This window comes from Dyadobacter sp. CECT 9275, assembly GCF_907164905.1.
Lineage (GTDB): Bacteria > Bacteroidota > Bacteroidia > Cytophagales > Spirosomataceae > Dyadobacter > Dyadobacter helix.
Window position 1 is genome coordinate 1,212,804 of record NZ_CAJRAF010000001.1, and the last position, 21,544, is coordinate 1,234,347.

General features: G+C 43.1%; 19 protein-coding genes. 9 read left to right on the top strand and 10 right to left on the bottom strand.

The genetic code is table 11. The features are described from left to right. Positions 1–63 precede the first annotated feature (63 nt). The 6 genes from KOE27_RS04965 to KOE27_RS04990 all read left to right on the top strand — a co-directional run bounded on the left by KOE27_RS04965 (position 64) and on the right by KOE27_RS04990 (position 6,209). Positions 64–1,467, top strand: coding sequence for a CotH kinase family protein (locus tag KOE27_RS04965; RefSeq protein WP_215237725.1), 1,404 nt, complete (start codon positions 64–66; stop codon positions 1,465–1,467). Beyond that, entirely contained in the window at positions 1,464–2,282 is an 819-nt protein-coding gene (locus KOE27_RS04970) for a polyphosphate polymerase domain-containing protein (protein ID WP_215237726.1), read from the top strand. The genes KOE27_RS04965 and KOE27_RS04970 overlap by 4 nt, the downstream gene beginning before the upstream one ends. Beyond that, the gene (locus KOE27_RS04975; RefSeq protein ID WP_229252646.1) at positions 2,251–2,853 is read left to right on the top strand and encodes a DUF4956 domain-containing protein; all 603 of its coding nucleotides are present in this window, start codon (positions 2,251–2,253) and stop codon (positions 2,851–2,853) included. Before KOE27_RS04970 ends, KOE27_RS04975 begins: the two co-directional genes overlap by 32 nt. 31 nt (positions 2,854–2,884) lie before the next feature. Then, on the top strand, positions 2,885–3,541 hold the full coding sequence (locus tag KOE27_RS04980) for a DUF2490 domain-containing protein (protein WP_229252647.1): 657 nt from the start codon (positions 2,885–2,887) through the stop codon (positions 3,539–3,541). 85 nt (positions 3,542–3,626) lie between these two features. Next, entirely contained in the window at positions 3,627–4,559 is a 933-nt protein-coding gene (locus KOE27_RS04985; protein WP_215237729.1) for a sugar phosphate isomerase/epimerase family protein, read from the top strand. Between the two features lie 516 nt (positions 4,560–5,075). Then, the gene (locus KOE27_RS04990) at positions 5,076–6,209 is read left to right on the top strand and encodes an acyltransferase family protein (RefSeq protein WP_215237730.1); all 1,134 of its coding nucleotides are present in this window, start codon (positions 5,076–5,078) and stop codon (positions 6,207–6,209) included. 329 nt (positions 6,210–6,538) lie between these two features. On the opposite strand, the gene cas2 is transcribed toward KOE27_RS04990, so the two are convergent. From cas2 to KOE27_RS05020, 6 genes are all read right to left on the bottom strand, one after another. After that, entirely contained in the window at positions 6,539–6,847 is a 309-nt protein-coding gene (gene cas2 / locus KOE27_RS04995) for a CRISPR-associated endonuclease Cas2 (protein WP_310590061.1), read from the bottom strand. 83 nt (positions 6,848–6,930) lie between these two features. Further along, on the bottom strand, positions 6,931–7,170 hold the full coding sequence (locus KOE27_RS05000; protein ID WP_215237731.1) for a CRISPR-associated endonuclease Cas1: 240 nt from the start codon (positions 7,168–7,170) through the stop codon (positions 6,931–6,933). A 30-nt stretch (positions 7,171–7,200) separates the two neighbouring features. Further along, positions 7,201–7,335: a CRISPR-associated endonuclease Cas1 gene (locus tag KOE27_RS30020; protein WP_215237732.1), complete on the bottom strand. Its 135-nt coding sequence runs from the start codon at positions 7,333–7,335 to the stop codon at positions 7,201–7,203. A 151-nt stretch (positions 7,336–7,486) separates the two neighbouring features. Next, positions 7,487–8,383 carry a sterol desaturase family protein gene (locus tag KOE27_RS05010; protein ID WP_215237733.1) on the bottom strand — a complete coding sequence of 299 codons (897 nt, stop codon included), beginning with the start codon at positions 8,381–8,383 and terminating at the stop codon, positions 7,487–7,489. A 211-nt stretch (positions 8,384–8,594) separates the two neighbouring features. Continuing rightward, positions 8,595–10,085, bottom strand: a complete 1,491-nt coding sequence (locus tag KOE27_RS05015; protein WP_215237734.1) for a helix-turn-helix domain-containing protein — start codon at positions 10,083–10,085, stop codon at positions 8,595–8,597. A gap of 158 nt (positions 10,086–10,243) precedes the next feature. Further along, the gene (locus KOE27_RS05020; RefSeq protein ID WP_215237735.1) at positions 10,244–10,915 is read right to left on the bottom strand and encodes a porin family protein; all 672 of its coding nucleotides are present in this window, start codon (positions 10,913–10,915) and stop codon (positions 10,244–10,246) included. A 277-nt stretch (positions 10,916–11,192) separates the two neighbouring features. On the opposite strand from KOE27_RS05020, the gene leuS reads away from it, so the two are divergent. After that, the gene (gene leuS, locus KOE27_RS05025; RefSeq protein WP_215237736.1) at positions 11,193–14,060 is read left to right on the top strand and encodes a leucine--tRNA ligase; all 2,868 of its coding nucleotides are present in this window, start codon (positions 11,193–11,195) and stop codon (positions 14,058–14,060) included. Positions 14,061–14,136: 76 nt separating this feature from the next. On the opposite strand, the gene KOE27_RS05030 is transcribed toward leuS, so the two are convergent. The 4 genes from KOE27_RS05030 to KOE27_RS05045 all read right to left on the bottom strand — a co-directional run bounded on the left by KOE27_RS05030 (position 14,137) and on the right by KOE27_RS05045 (position 18,741). Further along, positions 14,137–14,514, bottom strand: a complete 378-nt coding sequence (locus tag KOE27_RS05030; protein ID WP_215237737.1) for a T9SS type A sorting domain-containing protein — start codon at positions 14,512–14,514, stop codon at positions 14,137–14,139. A gap of 553 nt (positions 14,515–15,067) precedes the next feature. Continuing rightward, positions 15,068–15,910, bottom strand: a complete 843-nt coding sequence (locus tag KOE27_RS05035; protein ID WP_406566849.1) for a sugar phosphate isomerase/epimerase family protein — start codon at positions 15,908–15,910, stop codon at positions 15,068–15,070. Between the two features lie 92 nt (positions 15,911–16,002). Further along, the gene (locus tag KOE27_RS05040; protein WP_215237739.1) at positions 16,003–17,379 is read right to left on the bottom strand and encodes a M16 family metallopeptidase; all 1,377 of its coding nucleotides are present in this window, start codon (positions 17,377–17,379) and stop codon (positions 16,003–16,005) included. 42 nt (positions 17,380–17,421) lie between these two features. Then, on the bottom strand, positions 17,422–18,741 hold the full coding sequence (locus KOE27_RS05045) for a M16 family metallopeptidase (protein WP_215237740.1): 1,320 nt from the start codon (positions 18,739–18,741) through the stop codon (positions 17,422–17,424). A gap of 148 nt (positions 18,742–18,889) precedes the next feature. On the opposite strand from KOE27_RS05045, the gene KOE27_RS05050 reads away from it, so the two are divergent. After that, the gene (locus KOE27_RS05050; RefSeq protein ID WP_229252648.1) at positions 18,890–19,699 is read left to right on the top strand and encodes an endonuclease/exonuclease/phosphatase family protein; all 810 of its coding nucleotides are present in this window, start codon (positions 18,890–18,892) and stop codon (positions 19,697–19,699) included. Between the two features lie 189 nt (positions 19,700–19,888). Then, positions 19,889–21,517 carry a hypothetical protein gene (locus tag KOE27_RS05055; protein ID WP_215237741.1) on the top strand — a complete coding sequence of 543 codons (1,629 nt, stop codon included), beginning with the start codon at positions 19,889–19,891 and terminating at the stop codon, positions 21,515–21,517. Positions 21,518–21,544: the final 27 nt, after the last annotated feature.

Genomic DNA, 21,544 nt, shown 5'->3' on the forward strand with positions numbered 1-21,544 from the left:
TCTCTTCCTGCATCAAAATAATTGCCTTATGGCGTAATGGATGTTAGTTAGCACCTGACACCCATGAGACATAAACATTTTCTTATTCTGCTTCTTGCAGCTACATCTTTCATTGCGGCATCCTGTAAAATACCTTCATCCGTAGAGGTATCTGACGATCCTGCTGAAGCAAATTCCGACTGGACAGCGGAAAGCCATGGCAATGATGTAGATCCTGATTATGATATAATATTTCCCCAGGATCAAGTGAACAGCATTGAAATTACGATGACTGCTGCTGACTGGGCAGCCATCAAGGCAGATATGTCGGCTAAGTCGTGGGGTACTTTCGGGCAAGGTAACTCCGGTGGAGGACAGGGTGGGGGTGGAGGTTTTGGAGAAGATCCGGAATACATTGCAGCAACCTTAAAATTTAACGGAAAAACCTGGAACCAGGTGGGTTTCCGGTTGAAAGGGAATTCCAGTTTGTCGTCTATCTGGCGTGCAGGGATATACAAGCTTCCTTTTAGGCTTCATTTTGACAAGTTCGAAGACGATTATCCGAGTATAAAAAATCAGCGGTTTTATGGTTTCAAGGAGCTTTCTATGTCGCCAGGATATAGTGATAATTCCTTGTTACGGGAAAAAGTAGTAGCTGACATTTTTCGTGCAGGCGGTGTTGCTGCAGCCCGTACTGCGTTTTATAAGGTGTATATCAATTTTGGTGAAGGATTAAAATACTGTGGTGTATACACTTCCGTGGAAGTGATTGATGATACCATGGTGCAGGATCAGTTCGGGGAAGATGATGGGAACATTTACAAACCGGAATCTTATTTCAAAACTTTTGCCCAATCTGAATTTGAGAAAAAGAATAACGAAGACGCACCGGATTATACGGATGTGCAGGCTTTTATAACGGCGCTCAATAGTTCTGTCAGAACCAGTAATCCTCTACAGTGGCGCACCAGCCTCGAATCTACCTTTAATGTGGACCACTTTCTGAAATATCTCGCTATTAATAATACAATTGTAAACTGGGATTGTTACGGTTCAAAGGCACATAACCATTATCTGTACAATGCACCGGCAGGTAAGCTGACATGGATTCCTTGGGATTTTAACATGTCGATGACAACGTCTTCCGGCGGTGGGAATGGCGGAGGTGGTATGACGGCAGTGTCTTTATCGATGACTGAGGTATCAAGTACCTGGCCATTGCTGCGGTATGTTGCGGATGATGCAACTTATTATGCCAGATACAAAACTTATGTAAAGGAATTCAAAGAGAATGTTTTCATCCCCACTCAGATTAATGCACTTTTTGACAAGTATCATAATCTGATCCAGCCCTATGTGACCGGAACAGAACCTGAGCAAACCGGCTATTCTAATCTGACCAGCAAAACATCTTTTGACACAGATCTTACAACGCTTAAAAGCCATGTTGTTACCAGAAATGCAGCAGTTGAAACATTTTTAAGATGAATACAATGGATCATGTGATTTTTTCTGAAATAGCAGAGCAAGTTTCTGATTTTGATCCGATTACGCTGGCGGAGATGGATTCGGTTAAACTCATGGACAGGACCGATTTGAAATTTATGATACCCGTGAGCAGGTTATCCTACATTTTGTCTCTTGTCCAAAGCCATTACCGCGTGCTGGAAATGGAAAGTAAACGGATCTTCACCTATGAAACTTTGTATTACGACACGCGTGAGCTCACGCTGTATCATCAGCATCAGGCAGGCCGTTTGAACCGTTACAAGATCCGACACAGAAATTACGTGGATACCAAAGGTTCGTACTTTGAAATAAAGCTGAAAAATAACAAAGGGAGAACGATCAAAACAAGGATTAAGAGAGAAATGGGAGGCTGTGGCGGACTGGACGAGCATAGCGGATCGTTTTTGAGAGGTACTACCAATCTGAATCCGGATCGTTTGAAACCCACCCTTTGGGTTCATTACGGCAGGATTACATTGGTAAGTATATACACCACCGAACGAATCACAATTGATCTGGATCTTACTTTTTCTTCTGATGGAAGGAGTCGGGAATTTGGATATGTCGCCATTGTGGAAGTGAAGCATGAGAAAGAGAATTCAGCTTCGTTTTTCCTCGAAATGATGCGCAGACAACGATTCCGGGAGGGAGGGATCAGTAAATACTGCTTTGGAATGATCAGCATTTTTAGTGGCGTTAAACATAATCGTTTTAAATCAAAAGTAAAGTTTCTTCATAAACTCCAGTCTCAAAATGCTTTACATGTACCTGTCCGACATACTCAGTTCATCTGATCTGTTCGACAAAATTTCTGCCAAATTTTTCGTCAGGATCCTTATTGATTTTGCTTCCGTTTTCATCCTCATCAGGTTTGTTTACTACCGTAATTATAAGCGTACCGACCTCTTTACTACATTTTTTGTATTCAACATGGTCATTTTTATGATCACCTACTTGTTGAACAAAGTGGAAATGTCAATGGGTGCGGCCTTCGGGTTATTCGCTGTGTTTTCTATGCTGCGTTACCGTACCGAAGGGATCTCCGCGAAGGATATGACTTACCTTTTCCTGGTTATTGCTATTGGTCTTATTGCTGCAATCAGTAAAGGAGGGTGGGATGAGTTATGCTTGTTTTGTCTTATAATTCTGGTCGTAACACATTTGCTGGAAGGGGACTGGCTGATCAGGAAGGAGCGTGGGAAAATGATAATCTATGAAAATATCCATCTGATCATCCCTGACCGCCGCCCGGAACTGCTTGAAGATCTTCGTTTGCGTACCGGTTTGAACGTCCACCGCGTCGAAATCGAGGATATCGATTTTCTCAAAGATGCCACCCGGCTTACGGTCTATTATTATCCCTGAACTTTGGTTTAAAAAACTATCTCATTCATGTATGAAAAGTTTTCTGATTGCTATTTTAATCTGCATGCCCTTTCTGGGAAATACTCAGGGGATAGGGCTATGGACGTCTGCTCATGTTGAAAAAAAACTGAATAAATCTTTTTCTGTAAATGTAAGCGGACAAACGCGCTTTTCGGATAATGCAAATGTTTTGAAGTCATACCTGGGCGAAGCTGGCCTGGAATACAAGCTCAATAAATATTTTGGGGCAAGCCTTTACTACCGCTATATTGGTAAAAGGAAGCAGGACAAGAGCTCTGAGGATTATTACTATCGTTCGTTTCACCGCTTTTATGGGAACGTTACTTTCGAGTACAAACTTACCAAATGGCTGAAATTTGATTACCGTTTTCGGTATCAGGATCAGTTTAAGGATGACGAGTCCGGGCTTATTAATTCCGGAAGTTATTTTCGTCATAAGGCTGAATTTACTTATAAGAATAAAAGCAGGTTCTCACCTTATGTTTCGGTCGACGTTTTTTATTTACTGGGCACGGGTTTCGAACAGATCAGATATAAAACTGGCTGTAACATATCTTTGAATAAACGTAATTCATTTGATCTTTCCGTTTTTGCAGACAAAGCTGTTGTTGGCGGAGCCACCGATCCGGCCGTTATTTCACTGGCCTATAAACTGAAAATGAAATAAGGATTTCAGTAATAATTTTATTAGAATTATTTGGTGTTTTATAGTTATCTGATTGTAATTTTAGATGTTTTATAAAGCGCCCGATATGTCATTAAACCGCCGAATTTTTGTTAAAAGCCTGGCATTAACTGCTGGCTCCGGAATGTTAGATTTTAATAATATTGGGCAAATGACTCCATCTGCCTGGCCGATATCCTGTAATCAGTATTCCTGGATAACTTTTTTTGCCAGAGAAGGCAGAAATTGGAACACCGACCCGGATATCTCGCTGGGAGAATTTGCCTCTGCCGGATTAACTGCTTATGAACCGGCTTTCAACAATGCGGAGGAGGTGGGTAAAATACTGCCCTACTTAAAGAAATACAATCTGTCGATGCCATCGGTATATGTAAACAGCTCATTACACCAGAAGGAGGAAGCGACCAGATCCATCAGGTCCTTACTGGCCATAGCTGATGCCCTTAAGCCCGCCAATACTAAAATTATTGTGACCAATCCGAATCCGCTCAAATGGGGGAGTGATAAAATTAAGTCGGATGAGGAGTTGGCCGTACAAGCCCAAAGCCTGGACCAACTCGGTGCAGAGCTGAAAAAACGAGGAATGAAGCTGGCATACCATACCCATGATGTGGAGTTGAAAGCCGCCGCCCGGGAATTTCATCACATGCTGCTGGCCACGGATCCCAAAAACGTTTCATTATGCCTGGATGTACACTGGGTGTACCGAGGTTCGGGAAATTCCCAGATTGCCCTGTTTGATATCGTGAAGTTATACGGCAAACGAATAGTGGAGTTGCATATCCGGCAGTCCAAAGATGGCATCTGGCAGGAAACTTTCGGGGACGGAGATATTGATTATCCACGACTGGTAAGCGCTCTGTCTGCTCTTCATGTCAAACCTCACCTGGTATTGGAGCAATGCCTTGAAAAGACATCACCCAAAACCATGAATGGCGTTGAAGCGCATAAAGCCGACCTGGCCATGGCGCATAAGGTATTTGCAAAATGGTTAAGCTGATGAATCGAAACTGATATGAATTATAAAGCGGGAGAAGATTGTTTTTCGGCTTGGATTGGTGCGATTGGAAGTGATGAAAACAGTGCACGGAGGGTGATGCATAGAGCCTTGGTAGGCAGTATAATAGGTGATCACCGCTATGCAGCGGTCTTTGAACAATAAGAAATATGCCGCCTCAAAGGGAGAGTTTGCGGATTAACTGCGGCTTGCGCAATGCAATTAACCACTCAAAAATTTGATCAAACCAGTGAGTAGGAGAAATTGCTCTTTCCGCTTATACCCAGAACTTAGGGATTGGTTTAAATCAAGGGGAGAAATAACAATGAGCATTGGGTAATGATATTTCGCATGTGTTTGAGCGTATCAGAATTATGTGTAGTTTTTTGTCATTACCTTCGCTATCAGTTTTTCAGTCAGTTGGTACTTCCACAGCGTGAAATTCTATTTTGACTTCGTCGAACCTTACTGTCGACTGTCATCTTAATCTCTGAACAAAAATTAAAACAGGACTGTCAAATGACAATGGACAAACAAGGAGTTTATTTTCCAAACCTAAATGGAATAAGATTTATTGCAGCGTTTCTAGTAATCATTCATCATACAGAACAGTTTAAGTCAATTCTATATTTTGATAATTATTGGGGTAAAGTTCCCTTTGTAGATATTATTGGTAAACTTGGTGTTGTTTTATTTTTTGTTTTGAGTGGGTTTTTAATTACCTATCTTCTTTTAGCCGAGGAATATATGTTTGGGAAGATTAGCGTCGCTAAATTCTACATAAGAAGAATGTTACGCATTTGGCCGTTATATTTTTTGATTGTTATTTTAGCTTTTTTTGTTTTTCCACATATTAATTTGTTCGTATTACCTGGTCATAGTAAGGATGTTATATATTCTAATTTGTACATTAAATTATTCTTATATGCAATATTTCTTCCAAATTTAGTACTGTCTTTTTTAGGGGTTGTTCCATACGCTTCTCATACGTGGTCTATCGGAACAGAGGAGCAGTTTTATTTTATTTGGCCGGTTATTTTAAATTATTTTAAAAAATACCGAATCTGGTTGATGATCTCTATTATATCATTTTATGTGTCATTTTCTTATTTTTTGACGACGCATCATGCAGATATTATTCCTTTCAAGAATATAATTCAGGCATTTTTAGTAACATTTAATATTGATTGTATGGCAATCGGAGGCATTTTCTCAATATTGCTGTTTGAAAATAGTAAAATATTGGGACTTTTACGAAATAATACTTTGTTCTATGTTGTCATAGTTATTACGATATTTCTACTTGCAAAAGGTGTATATATATCGATATTTCACTATGAATTCTATTCTATTCTATTTGGAATATTAATCTTAAATTTTGCCAGTAACGCAAGAAATAAAATTTCAATAGAAAATGATGTTTTTAATTATCTAGGTAGAATTTCGTATGGATTGTATATGTATCATCCAATAGTGATTGTCATAGCTTTATTTATTTGTAAAAGTGTAAACTTTGTATCTAATTGGATTATCTATCCGGTGATAGTTTCATTAACAGTATTTTTTTCAAGTGTTTCATACAGATATTACGAATCCTTTTTTCTGAGATATAAGAGTAAATTTTCAAATGTTATAAGTGGAAACAGAGGATAGAGCCTTGATGTAAATGGTTTAGGTTTCTTTGAAACTGCCCCCGGTAGTTGTCTGCGTTAAATGTGGGTGAAACAATTTTTATCCGACACTTTCTTTTTTAGTGACAGCAGACTAAGGCCATTTATTTCATAGGTTTGACCAGTTTTATTTTAGAGAACAGGATCTTTAGTAAACCGCGGTGGCGGCCCGCTCCGTACTTTGAGATATCGGAAACAACGTGCCTTGTTTTATATTTCTGTTAATCAGTGTGTTGTGGGGATATCTCATGGCAAAAAAATCGGGACGCCAACATTAACTTCTGGTTTTTTTGCCATTTTTTTAATCCTGTTCTAAAATAATTCAAGCTGCTGCGGTACATTGGGCCGTTCTTTTATCTTCCTGGCTTGGTATAGTTCCATCATTCCGAACTGTTTGTCGGTAATCGTTAAAATTCCAATCTCACCTTTTTCTGGCAAAAATCCTTTTACCCGTTTGATGTGTACGTCGGCATTTTCCCGGCTTGAACAATGCCTCAAATAAATCGAAAACTGAAACATGGCGAAACCGTCTTTCAGCAGGTCCTTGCGGAATTGCGAATGCGCCTTTTCTTCTTTTTTTGTTTCGGTTGACAGATCAAAAAGTACGAGTATCCACGGCAGCGGCCGACCGTAAAATTCTGTATTTGTTTAGACGCATGATGAACTTGATTTAGAAGCGGATGCGGCAAAATTTTATGTGTGGCTCAGCACGGAATTGTTGGATAACTGATTTTTCGTAGGGAGCCTTCGTAACATTTTACCAGCAAAGCTGTCGTACGCTGCAGGTCGACCATAAGCGGACTGGTCTGATTGTCGATCGTGATATCTTCGGAAGCGATACGCATCAATTTGGATTTGATCGGAGTGGACAGTTGAAGGAAATTTTCTCCTTTATCGATGATCTCAAGTACGATCAGGTCCACAAAAGGGCGGTAAGGCTCCATGATGTCGTTGGCCAGGCAATAGGCATTGTATTATTGGTTGTGATGATGAATGCCAAGCGTTGGCAGTAACCCGGATGAGACAAGGCCGCGTGCGACGATCGCCTGAAGGATGGCATAACCGTAGTTGAGCAGATTATTAGGCGGGTTTCCTTTTTTGCGAGCCAATGAGGTTGTTACAGATGTCCAGCTCTAGGATGGTTTCTGGATTCATAGCAGAGGTTTGATATTAAAAACTCAAAACGCAAGCTGACGTACATCTGAACGCAAATCAAAATAAGAATTGTGTCCAGAGGGCATCCTATTTGGCAGCAGGCACTTATGCCATGTGGTTTATCTGCTCTTTCTGAAGCTCCTTTGTTGTTTGCCGCGAACCGTCAGGTGACCAGCCTGGGGCTTTGAAAAGATATTTCAGCTTTGTTTTTAAGTCGGTGGGTTGTCTGAAATCTCTTCCAATTTCTTTCCATTCATGAAAGACGGTTTGTGCCAGTCCGTCGTGGTGAACTGGTTTCGTAAGCCCGTAACGCGTAGGGATGTCCTGCCTCTCTTCCTGAAACGTACCGAATAACCTGTCCCAGATAATTAGGCACATGCCCATATTTTTATCCAGGTACTCTACATTGCTCGCGTGATGCACCCGGTGATGTGAGGGTGTTACCAGAATATATTCGAGCCAGCCCAGCTTTTTAATGTATTCGGTATGTACAATGATCCCGTATATCTGAGTCACCGAATACATCACAACGATATCGGCCGGGTTGAATCCCAGCAGTACGAGCGGAATAAAATAAACAAAACGGTACAGTGGCTGAAAAACGGATGACCGGAAGCCGGTCGTCAGGTTAAAATGTTCGGAAGAATGGTGTGTAACATGCACTGCCCAGAATAACCGGCTGTTGTGATCAACGTAATGCAGGGTGTAAAAAGCCAGATCTTCCAGCAAAAAGAGCAAGGTCCAGTACAAATAGGGATTCTCAACAGGCTCCAAAAGCCTGTAATTGTACATCCAGACCAAAATACCTACATACACAGCACGAAACAGCAGGTCAATACCGCCGTTGAAAATCATCAGCATAGCATTGGTGAAGGAGTCCTTCCAGGAGTAACTTTTGCGGTCGGAGCGATTGGTTAAAAGAATCTCCAGACCTATCAGCATAATGTAAAAGGGAGTTGACAGTTTTAAAATCAAGTCCTCCAATCCATAGGTACCAGGCATAACCGTGTCTAAATTTTGGCAAATATAATCCGCTTAATCTGGTGTTCGTTTGAATGTTACTTTTTTAAGAAATTTCTAATCCTAAAAATATAAAATATCTGTAAAACTATCATCAGGAGCAAATATAATCAAGGCAGATATAGTCTCCGAATATATTCCTGATATGCTGGGCGAAAGGTAAGTTACAATCATTCTTTTCGCAAATCCCGGCTCAGCTGATCATTTTCCGCAAAGCCTTGCGCAACTCCTCATTTTTGTGTTTTTTCTGTAAAATGGTTGGCGCAGCAATGCGTTCCCGGCAATCAAAAAGAGCACATCGCTCACAGGTCTGGTTCACTTCTCTTTGCGGAATGGCGGGGTCGTTAAGAAAATGAAGTGTTTTTTTTGCATGCTCATCCAGGTAAATACCCATAGACAGGCTCACATTGAGATTGGCCGTGGTAACTGTCGGATGTGCCAGGCTTACCACCAGGTACTGGTCCTGAGTGTCGAGATAGGTGGATTTTTGGGCCTTACAAAGCGTACCCGTATATTGCTTCTGTTTTGTGAGCTCAGCAAGGTCGTCCAGAATGGTGAGTGCAACCCAGCGCCTGCAGTAGTGCTCATCGCGGACCGTATGCGGATAATGTTTTCTGGAAATATGGAGTTCCTTCGACATGTCAAAGAGGTTCTGACCCGCAAAATTATTAAACCTTGAAAAGAATATCTGTTTCAGACCAAAGTACTTGGGCATCACATTGCTCAGCCTGTAGCAGAAGGATTCAGGCGTGGTATTGAATTCCGTAATGAGGGCCAGCAGTTTATCAGGTTGCCATTGCTTCAGCTCAAAAAAACCTCTGAGCCGCGGAACGAGCAAACTCCTTTTGATAATGACTGCACTTGCAAAATAGGACGCCTTGAAATTATTCAGTAATTGTTCAAAAGACTCGGCTTCTACCAGTGCCGTGGTGTGTAGTCGGTTTTTAAGGTTCAGATATAAATAACCGATTTCACGGCCATAAATAAAGGCCCGCTGAACAGGAGATAATTGGTTGTTGATGAGTAATTTATTGTTGGAAGGTCCTGTGATGGTAAGGGAGCGGACGCTGGAAAATTCCGGGTTGGCCTTTTCGTTTATATGTTCTATTTTATAATTAAAATCTGTTTTCAGAATTTCGAACAGTTCGTTTTCACCAAGCAACACATTCTCTGGGACGTTATGTTCTTTCAAAAACCGCTCCGCTTCAAGTTCGATATCCTCGAAATAGTTATCATGCATTTCCTGATAGGTCCGCAGCGCCGAGAAATAGAATTTCTCAATAGACATGTTGTAATTTCTGGCAATTTCAATGAGCGTACCCACAAACGCACTGATTTTGGTAGGGGCGTCTGAGAGGATCTCCAGCAAACTGGCCGGATCGATACCGAAAAGTTCTAAGGGTAACTCGGTCAGTACATTTGAATCCAGTAATTCACTGATCGGTTCAAGCCGTTTGCTCAGCTTAAGGGATACCAGCGTGTCGTAATCCACGTCCATGGCGTGGGCCAGCGCGATGATTTTGTCTGCCTTGGGGTATTTTTTTCCTTTTTCAATCTCATTGATATAGGAGAGAGACAATCCGGATTTTTGGGATAGTTCGTTCAGCGACAGTCCTTTGTCCAGACGAAGCTGTTTTAATTTAAGTCCAAAAACGAGTCGAACATTGTCAGTATTAAGGGCCACGATAAAATAAAGTGCAGGTTTGCTGGATAAAGCTATAGACGAAATTTCTCTACTTCACGCGTTGTAAAGAAACGCAAAAGTATAAAATAGCGGCCTTATTTGTAGCTAAAAGAGAAAAAGGGCTGGATTGACCCCAGCCCTTTTTCTCTTTTTCTAGATCAGAATATTGCCAGTCCGAGCGTTGCCTGGAACAGGTTGCTCTTCCGGCCAAACTGCGAAGCGGTGGTGTTGTTGTTAAAATTAATTTTAACAACATCTGTAAAGTTTCCTTCGTAGCGCACATCCAGGCTTAACCTTCCGAAATCAACACCTACACCTGCCTGATAGCCATAGGCTACCCTGTTCTTAAATTCTGTGCTGGCATTTTCGCCGGTAAATTTGTCGAAGGAATCACCGATCTTACCGTTGCTTGTCATACGCAGCGAAGCCATGGGTCCTGCGTTGATCCTGAAAAACCGGGCAATTCTTACACCAAAGAGTACGGGCACGTCCAGATTGGTAAATCGTACATCCACCTTTCCATCTGAATTCTGGATACCATCTTCATAGACATTAAATTTACCCCCCTTTTGTGAAAGCAGAAATTCGGGCTGAAGGTAAAAATCACGGCCAAGACGGAAGAATACCCCGCCAGAAAACCCTAGAGATCGGTCGGAGTTATCCTTGAAATTGAACGCAGTTCCTCCAGATGACAGCGATAAATCATTGCTTCCATTGATATTGGACAAATTGGCTCCGGCCTTTATTCCAAAGCGAAATGCAGGATCATATTGTGCAGAAGCAGTGAAACTTATTGCCATAGCAAAGAGCGCAATTGTTAACTTTTTCATTGGAGTAAGTTGATTAAGTGATAAAACTGGTTTTTAATTGCTTCATATAACCAAAAAGTTATGCCCGTATTGTATCCGGTATCTTTTTTCAATGTTGGGAATTAGTTTCCCCAGAGCGGTTTCTGTAACAAAAGCACAGGTATTCAGTCAAGAAAGACACTGAATACAATCAAAAACACTAATTTTGCGGGCAATTTTATTTTTTAGTAAAAAAGGCCGTGTCCCATTATGGAATCAACGGCGGCGACCAGCGAAATCAGACAAGAAGAAGAAAGTTATGAGTGAATACAATCACCGCGAAATTGAGAAAAAGTGGCAGGCCTATTGGGAGGATAATCAGGTTTTTAAAGTTGAGAATCAGTCGGAACTGCCCAAGTATTACGTTCTGGATATGTTTCCCTATCCTTCAGGAGCAGGCCTGCATGTGGGGCATCCGCTTGGTTACATTGCCTCGGACATTTACTCAAGGTATAAAAGGCTGAAAGGATTTAACGTGTTGCACCCGATGGGTTTTGATAGCTTCGGCTTACCTGCGGAGCAATATGCCATCCAGACGGGCGTTCATCCGGCGGTTAATACAAAGCAAAATATTGCGCGGTATATTGAACAGCTCAAAAATCTGGGGTTCAGCTATGACTGGAGCCGGGAAGTCCGTACCTCCGACCCTTCCTATTATAAATGGACCCAATGGATTTTCACCGAACTTTTTCAGAGCTGGTACAACAACGATACCAATCAGGCTGAAAAAATTGAAACCCTTGTTGCTGCGTTTGAAAACAATGGTAATAAAAATGTAAACGCTCCTTGCGACGAAGATACTCCGGCGTTTTCCGCAGAGGAATGGAATAGCTGGCCCGAGGAAGAAAAATACCGTATGACGCTGAAGTACCGGCTCACCTACGTTGCCGATGCAACCGTGAACTGGTGTCCGGAGCTCGGATCCGTTTTGTCAAACGACGAGGTAAAAGATGGAGTGTCCGAAAGGGGGGGGTATCCGGTGATCCAGAAACTGATGCGCCAGTGGATGATGCGTATTACCGCCTATGCACAGCGCTTACTGGACGGCCTGGATACCATTGACTGGACGGACTCGCTGAAAGAACAGCAGCGAAACTGGATCGGCAGATCGGTGGGAGCGCTGGTACGGTTTGAGATAGATCAGAATGGAGAAGGGAATAGGGAGGAAGGGGAGAAACTTTCGGATGCTTCTGCCGGTGTACCCTCGTCATCTTCCTTCATAGAAGTCTTCACAACCCGGGTGGACACGATCTATGGAGTAACATTTATGGTCATTGCACCCGAACACGAGCTGGTGGATGTGATTACTACACAAGCGCAGCGGGCTGAAATCGATGTATACCTGGACAACACCAGGAAGAAATCGGAGAGGGACAGGGTGTCGGATGTAAAAACTGTGTCCGGTGCTTTTACAGGTGCTTATGTGATCAATCCGTTTAACGGTGAAAGGGTTCCGGTATACATTGCGGATTATGTGCTGGCCGGATACGGAACCGGCGCGGTGATGGCCGTGCCGTCTGGTGACCAGCGTGACTGGAACTTTGCGAGGCATTTTAATCTCCCGATTATTCCTATACTGGACGCTCAGAAAGATACTGAAGAGCAGGCGGACCCCACCAAGGAAGGCCGGTATATCAACTCTGGAATGATCAACGGGATGACCTTCCATGAAGCCAACAAGGTATTGATTGATTTTCTGGAAGAAAAAAACATAGGGAAAGGAAAGGTCAATTACAGGTTAAGGGATGCGGTTTTCGGACGCCAGCGTTATTGGGGAGAGCCTGTTCCGGTATATTACAAAAATGATAGCAACGGTCAGCCACTGCCGTATCTTTTGGACGCAAATGAACTGCCGCTAAACCTGCCGGATGTTGACAAGTACCTGCCTACTGAAACCGGTGAGCCTCCTTTGGGAAGAGCGGAAGGCTGGGCACACGGTTCAGGGAATTCTTATGAACTAAGCACCATGCCCGGCTGGGCCGGAAGCAGCTGGTACTGGTACCGGTATATGGATTCGAAAAATGAAAATGAGTTTGCTTCCAGGGATGCTATTGATTATTGGAAAGCAGTTGACTTATATATCGGGGGTACCGAACACGCAACGGGGCATTTGCTGTACAGCCGTTTCTGGAACAAATTTCTGAAAGACCGCGGATTTGTACCCGAAGAAGAGCCTTTCAAAAAATTGATCAACCAGGGTATGATACAGGGGAGGAGCAACTTTGTCTTTCGTGTGAAAAGTGATGATTACAGCAAGCCCGTTTTTGTGAGTGCCGGGTTGAAGTCACAATACAATGTCAGCGCATTACATGTTGATGTTAATATTGTTGAAAACGATATACTTGATGTCGAAAAATTCAAGGCAACAAGACTGGATATCGGTGCGGCTCAGGCAGAGTTTATCCTGGAAGATGGTAAATATCATTGCGGTGTGGAAGTGGAGAAGATGTCGAAATCCAAATTCAATGTTGTCAACCCCGATGATATTGTGGAACGATACGGCGCTGATACACTCCGTTTGTACGAAATGTTTCTTGGCCCGCTTGAACAGGCAAAACCCTGGAATACCAACGGGATTGATGGAACCTACCGTTTCATTCGCAAATTCTGGAGATTATTTTACAGTGAAACCGGGCAATGGCTGGTAAAAGATGAAGCCGCCAAAGAGGAGGAGCTGAAAGTGCTGCATAAAACAATCAAAAAGATTGAAGAGGATATCGAACATTTCTCGTTTAACACAGCCGTAAGTGCCTTTATGGTCTGCGTCAATGAGCTGGGAGCGCTGAAATGTCATAAAAAGGAAATTTTGGAACAACTGGTTATCTTATTGTCTGCCTATGCGCCACACATCACCGAGGAGCTATGGGCAGCACTGGGTAATGAAGGTTCTGTCTCCAAAGCCGCTTTCCCTAAATGGGAACAGAAATATGTTGTGGACGCTATTTTCGAATACCCTGTTCAGATCAACGGTAAAGTGAGGGTGACATTGCCTTTCGCCCTGGATACATCCTCGTCGGATATTGAAAAGGAGGTGCTGTCCAATGAAACGGTAATTAAATGGATGGAAGGAAAGGCGGCTAAAAAAGTGATCGTCGTCCCCAAACGCATTGTGAATGTGGTGATATAATTTTTTATGAGGTACTATATCAAAAACGGCGCCGGGAATTTTTCTTGGCGCCGTTTTTGATAAATGAAACAAAACCTTACCCGAACGAAACAGTTCTTTTGGGCTGAAGGTGGTTTATCTCAAATTTGTTTTCCTGGTTTTGCCCATCACTTGAAATCTCCAGCGTGTAATTACCGTTCGGATATTCATTGAGGTCGATGGTGCTCCTCAGTTTCATTTGATTTTTGCCATACGCTTCTCTGTAAACTTCCGTTCCTTTGTCGTTTACGATCCGGATAACGGTACTGGCCCGGTTGTACTTATCCACGTTCACATTAAGCTTCCCGGATTTGTCGCAGAAAATACCCGTTTCAAAACCCTTTTTCTCTGCATGGGTTACGTCAGCCGCGGAGGCTGTGTAAGAAAGCGAGGCGAGCATCACGAACAAGGCAACTGACTTAAATAAAGTTTTCATTGGCTGAATAGATTTTTAAGAATGGCTAATAATTTTCTTGTAACACGACAAATGTATCCTGGGATACTCAATGGAGAATTTTAAAGTACACAAACGGATTTTATTATTTACTAATGGTTAAAAGGTGGTTGCTGGCAAAAGAAAAATCCCGCCTGGCAGGAGCCAGACGGGAGCAAGCGTAGTGTGTGAATTTTAATTGGTTGATGAAGTGAAGTAATGATATTGGTAAAATTTTTATTGGTTTTTAGCCTGTGGCTGAATTATGGTTATTAAGTGTGTGAAACAATAAATATGTATAGTGCAAATGTTTAGTTTAAGACGGCATGCTACGTTTTTAGTCACATGATCCGGAAATATTTTAAAATTAAACTCTAAAAATTCTTTTCCTGAATGAACCTGTCACGGGTTTTTGTAGGAGGGGGTATTTGTTTATATATTTGAAAATGAGATAGTTGTATTATGTTTCACCGCGGAAGGTTTCTGTAGTAAAACAAAAACACCTTTCACATACCATGATGCAAAAGGTGTTAAGTCCTCAGGGGAGCTGTGAATATTATTCTTTCAGGCTTTTGATATAGGAGAGGGTCTGAGGTATCTGTTTCAGGTACGACGGACTTTCATCTTCAATAAAGTAGTGCTTCACACCTGCTTTTTTAGCAGCTTTCAGTACCGCCTTTACGTCTATCTGCCCTGTACCGAGTGCTACATCGTTGGTCTTGGGGGTGCCACCTGATAAGTCTCCCTTTACGCCCTTTTTCAAATCTTTCAGGTGCATGAGTTTCCAGCGGCTGCCATATTTATCCAGTAACTTGGCAGGATCCTGTCCTGGAAAAAAGGTCCATAACATGTCCATCTCAAAGGAAACATACTCTGGATTGGTATTTTTTACGATGTAGTCAAACAGTGTCCCGTCTTCATAAGGTACAAATTCGAAACCGTGGTTGTGATAACAAAGGGTGATCCCGTTTTCCTTCAGTATTTTACCAGCTTTGTTGAAGTCCGCCGCAGCCTGTTTCGCATTTTCCAGCGTGAAATTACCTTTTTGATGAGGTATCCAGGGAACCATCACATACTTTGCGCCCAGGATTTTCGCATTTTTGATCGTTTCGTCCGCACTTTTTACCAGAGCGGCATAATCCGCACCGATAGAAACCATTTTAATGCCCCGTTTATCCAGTTGCTTGCGGAGTTCTTCGGTAGTCATGCCCTGAATGGGCCCTCCTTCCATTTCGGTCACCCCTAGTGATTTGATGGTATCCAGGGTCGCCTCAATTCCGTTGGGCCAGCTTCCCCGGAATGTGTAGGCCTGCATTCCGATCGGATTGGTATAAACCGCCTTTTGCCCGAATGTGGGGGCGCAGGTCCCTGCCGCAAGCAGAAAGCCCGTCACGAGCATTGATAATTTTTTTGATTTCATAGTTCTTCCGGATCAAGATTGAATAGGTGATTGCAAAAGTGGATTGGGTACAAGAAATACTTTTGTGAGTGCTAAAATCCTTCCGTTTTTAGCTGTTTCTCGGTTACATCTCCATATTTGGCTACCTGATTTTTGATTTCTGAAGCTTTCCCGATAAATACAAATTGCAATTTGTCCTTTGGGAAATATTGTGCGATGATCTCCTTTGCTTGTACAGTTGTGAGCCCGTCAACTTTGACCTGAAAGGTATTGATGAAATTTTCGTCAAACCCATAGACAAACATTTCACTAAGCAGCCCGGCAAGTGCGTCGGCAGATTCATATTGGGGCGGGAAGTCGGCTTTTACGTATGCCTTGGCGGAGGCCAGTATTTCCTCGTTAAGGCCGTAGGTGTGCAGGCTGTCCAAAACCTGAAGCGCCATATCAACCGCGGGAATGGTTGTCTCGTTTTTGGTGAACGTACTGATCATGAAAGTACCGGCATATTTGTACCGGTTAAACCGGCTTCCTGCACCGTAAGTCAGTCCTGAGTTCACACGGAGCGCATCATTGAGCCAGGAGGTAAACCTGTCGCCCAGTACTGTGTTCACTACCATGACAGGAATGTAATCGGCCGAATTATAGTCTATACCTTTGCCGCCGATATAAAAAGTTGTTTCGCGGGCGTCATCTTTATTGACGAGCAGTACCCTGCTTTTTTCAAAATTCAGATCAGGGGCTATTCTTTTATACATGCGGGATTCAGCGGTTTTCCAATTACTAAAAAGAGTAGTCAGCCTTTTTTTCATTTCAGCGGTTTTAAAATCTCCCACCACGGCTATAGCACCCCGTCCGGTGGTGTAGTTACTTTTGTAAAATGCTTTTACATCTCCCTGGCTCACTTTTTCAACAGTCGACTGTACTCCGCCTTCCGGATTTGCATAGGGGAAATTCTTAAAGACAAAGGCATTGAAATAACTGCCGATCACCCTGCGCGGGCTTTCTTTCTGCTGGGTAAGTTCAAGTATGGTTCGTTGCTTATGTTTGTTGAATTCAGCTTCGTCAAACACCGGATAAACCAGTATCTGCTGAATAATATCAAAGATCTTGTCCTGATCCTTCACGGTAAAAGAGGCGCTGAGGCCCGAATAATCCTTGCCGGCATAAGTGGAAAGGGATGCGCCTGCAAAGTCAGTTATTTCTTCTATTTGGGCCTTGGTATACTTTTGAGTTCCAAAAAGTAGGGCGTCCGCAGTAAGATTCGCCAATCCGTAACGGTCACCGTCGTGGATACTTCCTGCATCAAAAACCGACGATACGTTAATCAGCGGCACTTCGTGCTGTTCCATCAGATAGACGGTCAGCCCGTTTTTAAGCCTGAACTTTTCATACTTTGGCAGTTTAAATTCCTTCTGGGCAAGCACGGCAGGTCCGGTGATCAGGAGCAATGCTAGTAGTATATTTCTCATTTGAGTAGTCAGTTTTGATATATTCTTAATCCGTACGCTGTTTTAATCTTTTTTCTCGGGCAGCAGATAACCTACCGTCCTGTTTCTTTCCTTGAAATAAGTGGCGGCTATGCGTTTTACATCTTCAGTAGTTACTTTTTGATACAAAGCAGGTGCCTCAAACATTTTGCGGTAGTCCCCAAAAAAAACGTCATACTTTCCCAGGTTATTAGCTTTTCCGTTAATGGTTTCCAACGTATGGTAAAGTTCAACCAGTTTCTGATTTTTTACTTTCTGCAGTTCGGTTTCGGTCACCCCATTTTTGATTAGAAGATCGATCTGGGCCAAAATTGCTTTTTCAAGCTCCGGTGCGCTGATGCCATCTCCTGCGATTCCGTAGATACTAAAAAGATTGGGATCAAAGGATGCCTCCATAAAGGTGTAAACCTGCGAGGCAATCGTAGAGTCCATCACCAGCGCCTTCGTGAGACGGGAAGAGTTTCCGGAAGTCAAAAGACTGCTGAAAAGATCCAGGGCATAATAATCCTGGTGGCTCGCCTGAGGGATATGGTAGGCCAGCAGGACGTTGGGAGTTGAAATATCCTTATAGGTCGTCGCACGTCTTTCACCGTTCTGTTCCGGCTCAATGGTACGGATCTTAGGAGGCAGGCCGCGCGCGGGGATCGGTGCCATATACTGTTCAGCAAGCTTACGAACCTGGTCAACCGTAATATCTCCGACAATCACCACCGTTGCATTATTGGGTGAATAATAAGTTTTAAAGTAGTTTTCAAGATCCTGCTGCGTCCAGCTTTTTATGTCCGATTCAAAACCGATAACCGGAAACATATACGGATGCTCCTGGAAGGCAACCGACTGGACAAGTTCTCCTATCACCCGATAATTGCTGTTTTCCAGCCCGGTACTTCTTTCAGAAAGTACCACACCACGTTCACTGTCAACCATTTTGGGGTCAATGGTTAGCGAAGCAATGCGGTCCGATTCCAGTTTGAAGATCGTTTCCAGCGCATCCTTTTGAAACCAGTCGGTATATACCGTCACATTTTCTGTGGTATAGGCATTGTTGGAGCCGCCGCTTGCCTCCATAACCCTGTCAAACTGCTTGGGACCATAATTTTTGGAGCCATTGAACATCATGTGCTCAAAAAAATGCGAGAGTCCGGTAATGCCATGTACTTCGTTTCTGGAGCCTACCTTCCAGAAAAGGTACATGTTGGCATTGGGAATGGAATGGTCTTCCAGTACCAGGAATTTCATCCCGTTTCCCAAAGTGAAGGTTTTAACGTCCTCAGGGCTGGTTTGTGCGGAACTGCCGTAGCCCATCAATAAAGCGGCACCGAGCAACAACTTTCTTATTTGCATGTATCTTAAAAATTTATGTATAGGGAACGTTAGTATTATGGTTATATCAAAAGAGCCGGCAGCATATATTTGCATGGAATCCCGGTGAACGAAACCAATATTATCCGTTATTTTTTATAAAACCAGACACTCAGGTAATTTTATACCTATGAAAACTTCAGTTTGTTATTTCGTTTTGTTTTCTTTTTTGATCCTCACCGGTTTTACCGTTAGTTCTGACCGGGAAATACGAAAAAAGTTTCTTCTCAAAGTGATGACTTACAATATTCATCATTGTAATCCGCCCGGTCATGATACTAAGATAGATGTGGAGGCAATTGCCAGGGTGATCAATTCTGAAAAGCCAGACCTGGTTGCGTTGCAGGAGGTGGATGTCAACACTGAGCGGTCAGGGAAGGGTAAAAACCAGGCAAAGCAGCTGGCTGAAGCCACAGGAATGCATTATTATTTTTCCAAAGCCATTGACCACGGTGGTGGAGACTATGGCGTGGCGATATTGTCGCGGTTCCCTATTTTGGATTCCGTCCGATATGCATTGCCGGTGCATGCGGACATGCCGGAAGAGCTTCGTACTGTTGCAGCCGTAACTGTACTGTTGCCGGATCACCGCAAACTGCTGTTCGCCAGTACACATCTGGGACTCAAAGAGCCTAACAGGCTGTTGCAGGCGGAAAGGATCGTCTCTGCTTTCGAAAAAAACGATCTGCCCATGATTATCGGCGGAGATTTTAACGCGGTCCCGGAAAGCAGCGTTATGAAATATCTTAATCAGCATTTCAGCCGAACCTGTGCCCTGGACTGTAAACCGACTATTCCTGTGGAACTGCCGGATAAAGCGATTGATTTTATACTCTACAAAGATAAAAAACATTTTAGGGTTAAGTCTACCAGGGTAATCGAAGAGAAGTATGCGTCCGATCATCTTCCTGTCACCTCCGAACTGGAAGTGCTTTTTTAAATTTCTGACTGAGAGAGAGTTACATATATTCCATGCAGTTCGTTCCGCATGGAATTTTTTATTCCCTGCCTGTGAGGGATTTGTCAGATAGCAACCACCGTTACTAATTCCTGAAGAGTTCGTCTAAGGAGACAAAGTCGTATTTCTTTCTTTCTTAATTCAGCCAAAAGCACACTATCCCGTAAGTTTATGAAAAATCAAACTTTACTGAAATTACTGTTTTTAGTTATGATGTCCTTCGCCAGCCATCATGTATATGCGCAGGATAATGTGTCCGCAACCTGTACCAATCCTGCCGGCGGGTGCGATACCATTGCGATAGAGAAAAAGGTCAGTCCCTGGAGAATCGGCGGGTTTCTGGGGCCAGCGTTCGCTTTCTGCGGCAGCTGGGAAAATACCTTTAATTCAAACAAGTACCGTGACAAATCACGTTTCAATGGTGTGGGATACAATGCGCTACTAAATGCTGACTATTTTTTCAAGAATAAAAAAGAGAATAATCGTTTTCAGTTTGGGGTTGGGGGCGTGGCAGGCCTGCAGACTTTTTTCTTAAGGAAAGATCTGGACACATTTTTGGAAAGGATCATCGCTTCAGAAGGATATAGTCAGGCGGTTATTAAAAAAGGCGCATCAGAAGACCATTATCTGGCAGTAGGGCCTGTTCTGAACTTTAATTTTACTGGTAAGCCCCGGTCACCCTATCTGGAAGCTTCCGTTCGTGGAGGGATTTTCAGGACCACCCCCGCCGCCATTTTCGTTTATGACCGTGTTACCGGAAATAATATTTATTCGGTGACGGCTTCGGAAAAAAGGTATCATGCAGGCTTACTGGCCACGCTGGGCTTTTTTGTACCAAGTAAAAATGGCTTATGGGCCTGGGGTGTGGAAGCCATCGGATTCAGGACCAAAGTGAACTATATTTTCCCCGGCGCAACCATTTATCCGTTTGAACGAAAGCATGGCGGTTTTAGTGGCGGTATTGCCATGAGACGTAAGTTTATAAGGGACGTACCTGTTAAAAAGGAGCCGACACCTGCGCTCATTTGTGTAGCCCCTGACCTGGATATTAAAATGGGACAGACTTCCATGAAAGGGATGATTTATAATCCTTTGAGAGATACCACGCAGGCTGATACAATCAAAATTACATGGAAATCCAATTCGGTTCTGGACAGTACCAAAACCGAAACTTTTACAGCCCGTATTCACCAGCTCAATGGCGGAATGGATAAGGTGATCGGGCAGGTGGTGTGCCAGAAACAAAACGAAATGCTGTGGCCCGCAGAGTACCTTAACCGTTTTGGGCGTCCTTTGGACGGGCAGTATTATGTTACCGTCCAAAGCAACCAGACATCCGCTTGCGCTTCCTGTGTAAGCGAAGCCAGCACAACAGGTTTCTCGGTGGTAATACCGGATACAGTACAGATAGCGAAGGAAATCTGTTTCAAGCAATGTTATCTTGAAGTGTATGCCTATAAGATGATCAGCAGCAAACGTGTGGTATATGGAAAAAGCCCCACGACGTGTGTGGGTTGCATTTGCCCTGTTGACACGGTTACCAAAAAGGTGCCCAAGTACTATCTGTTAGGTACCGTAAAACTGGATCATTGTGAAGCCTCTGCCCTGAACCTGAATGATGAAATTGCAAAAGGTAATATCAAAATACCGGCCTGGGCCAAAACCGTATACACTGCGGTTGAATCCACGGTGATTGGTAACAACTGTAATGAGCCACAGGGTAAAACCAAAAAGAACTACAAGGCTGCTGTGAGGAAAGGCAAAGCAGGTACTTTCGAACCTGTCCAGCAAAAGAAATAGAGTTACTGACCGCAATGGCCTTCCTTT

What these genes read in the sequence shown, in the direction of transcription:
- KOE27_RS04965 (WP_215237725.1), top strand. Translation starts at nt 64, where the DNA reads ATGAGACATAAACATTTTCTTATTCTGCTTCTTGCAGCTACATCTTTC.
- KOE27_RS04970 (WP_215237726.1), top strand. Translation starts at nt 1,464, where the DNA reads ATGAATACAATGGATCATGTGATTTTTTCTGAAATAGCAGAGCAAGTT.
- KOE27_RS04975 (WP_229252646.1), top strand. Translation starts at nt 2,251, where the DNA reads ATGTACCTGTCCGACATACTCAGTTCATCTGATCTGTTCGACAAAATT.
- KOE27_RS04980 (WP_229252647.1), top strand. Translation starts at nt 2,885, where the DNA reads ATGAAAAGTTTTCTGATTGCTATTTTAATCTGCATGCCCTTTCTGGGA.
- KOE27_RS04985 (WP_215237729.1), top strand. Translation starts at nt 3,627, where the DNA reads ATGTCATTAAACCGCCGAATTTTTGTTAAAAGCCTGGCATTAACTGCT.
- KOE27_RS04990 (WP_215237730.1), top strand. Translation starts at nt 5,076, where the DNA reads ATGACAATGGACAAACAAGGAGTTTATTTTCCAAACCTAAATGGAATA.
- KOE27_RS05000 (WP_215237731.1), bottom strand. Translation starts at nt 7,170, where the DNA reads ATGGAGCCTTACCGCCCTTTTGTGGACCTGATCGTACTTGAGATCATC.
- KOE27_RS05010 (WP_215237733.1), bottom strand. Translation starts at nt 8,383, where the DNA reads ATGCCTGGTACCTATGGATTGGAGGACTTGATTTTAAAACTGTCAACT.
- KOE27_RS05020 (WP_215237735.1), bottom strand. Translation starts at nt 10,915, where the DNA reads ATGAAAAAGTTAACAATTGCGCTCTTTGCTATGGCAATAAGTTTCACT.
- leuS (WP_215237736.1), top strand. Translation starts at nt 11,193, where the DNA reads ATGAGTGAATACAATCACCGCGAAATTGAGAAAAAGTGGCAGGCCTAT.
- KOE27_RS05030 (WP_215237737.1), bottom strand. Translation starts at nt 14,514, where the DNA reads ATGAAAACTTTATTTAAGTCAGTTGCCTTGTTCGTGATGCTCGCCTCG.
- KOE27_RS05035 (WP_406566849.1), bottom strand. Translation starts at nt 15,910, where the DNA reads ATGCTCGTGACGGGCTTTCTGCTTGCGGCAGGGACCTGCGCCCCCACA.
- KOE27_RS05040 (WP_215237739.1), bottom strand. Translation starts at nt 17,379, where the DNA reads ATGAGAAATATACTACTAGCATTGCTCCTGATCACCGGACCTGCCGTG.
- KOE27_RS05045 (WP_215237740.1), bottom strand. Translation starts at nt 18,741, where the DNA reads ATGCAAATAAGAAAGTTGTTGCTCGGTGCCGCTTTATTGATGGGCTAC.
- KOE27_RS05050 (WP_229252648.1), top strand. Translation starts at nt 18,890, where the DNA reads ATGAAAACTTCAGTTTGTTATTTCGTTTTGTTTTCTTTTTTGATCCTC.
- KOE27_RS05055 (WP_215237741.1), top strand. Translation starts at nt 19,889, where the DNA reads ATGAAAAATCAAACTTTACTGAAATTACTGTTTTTAGTTATGATGTCC.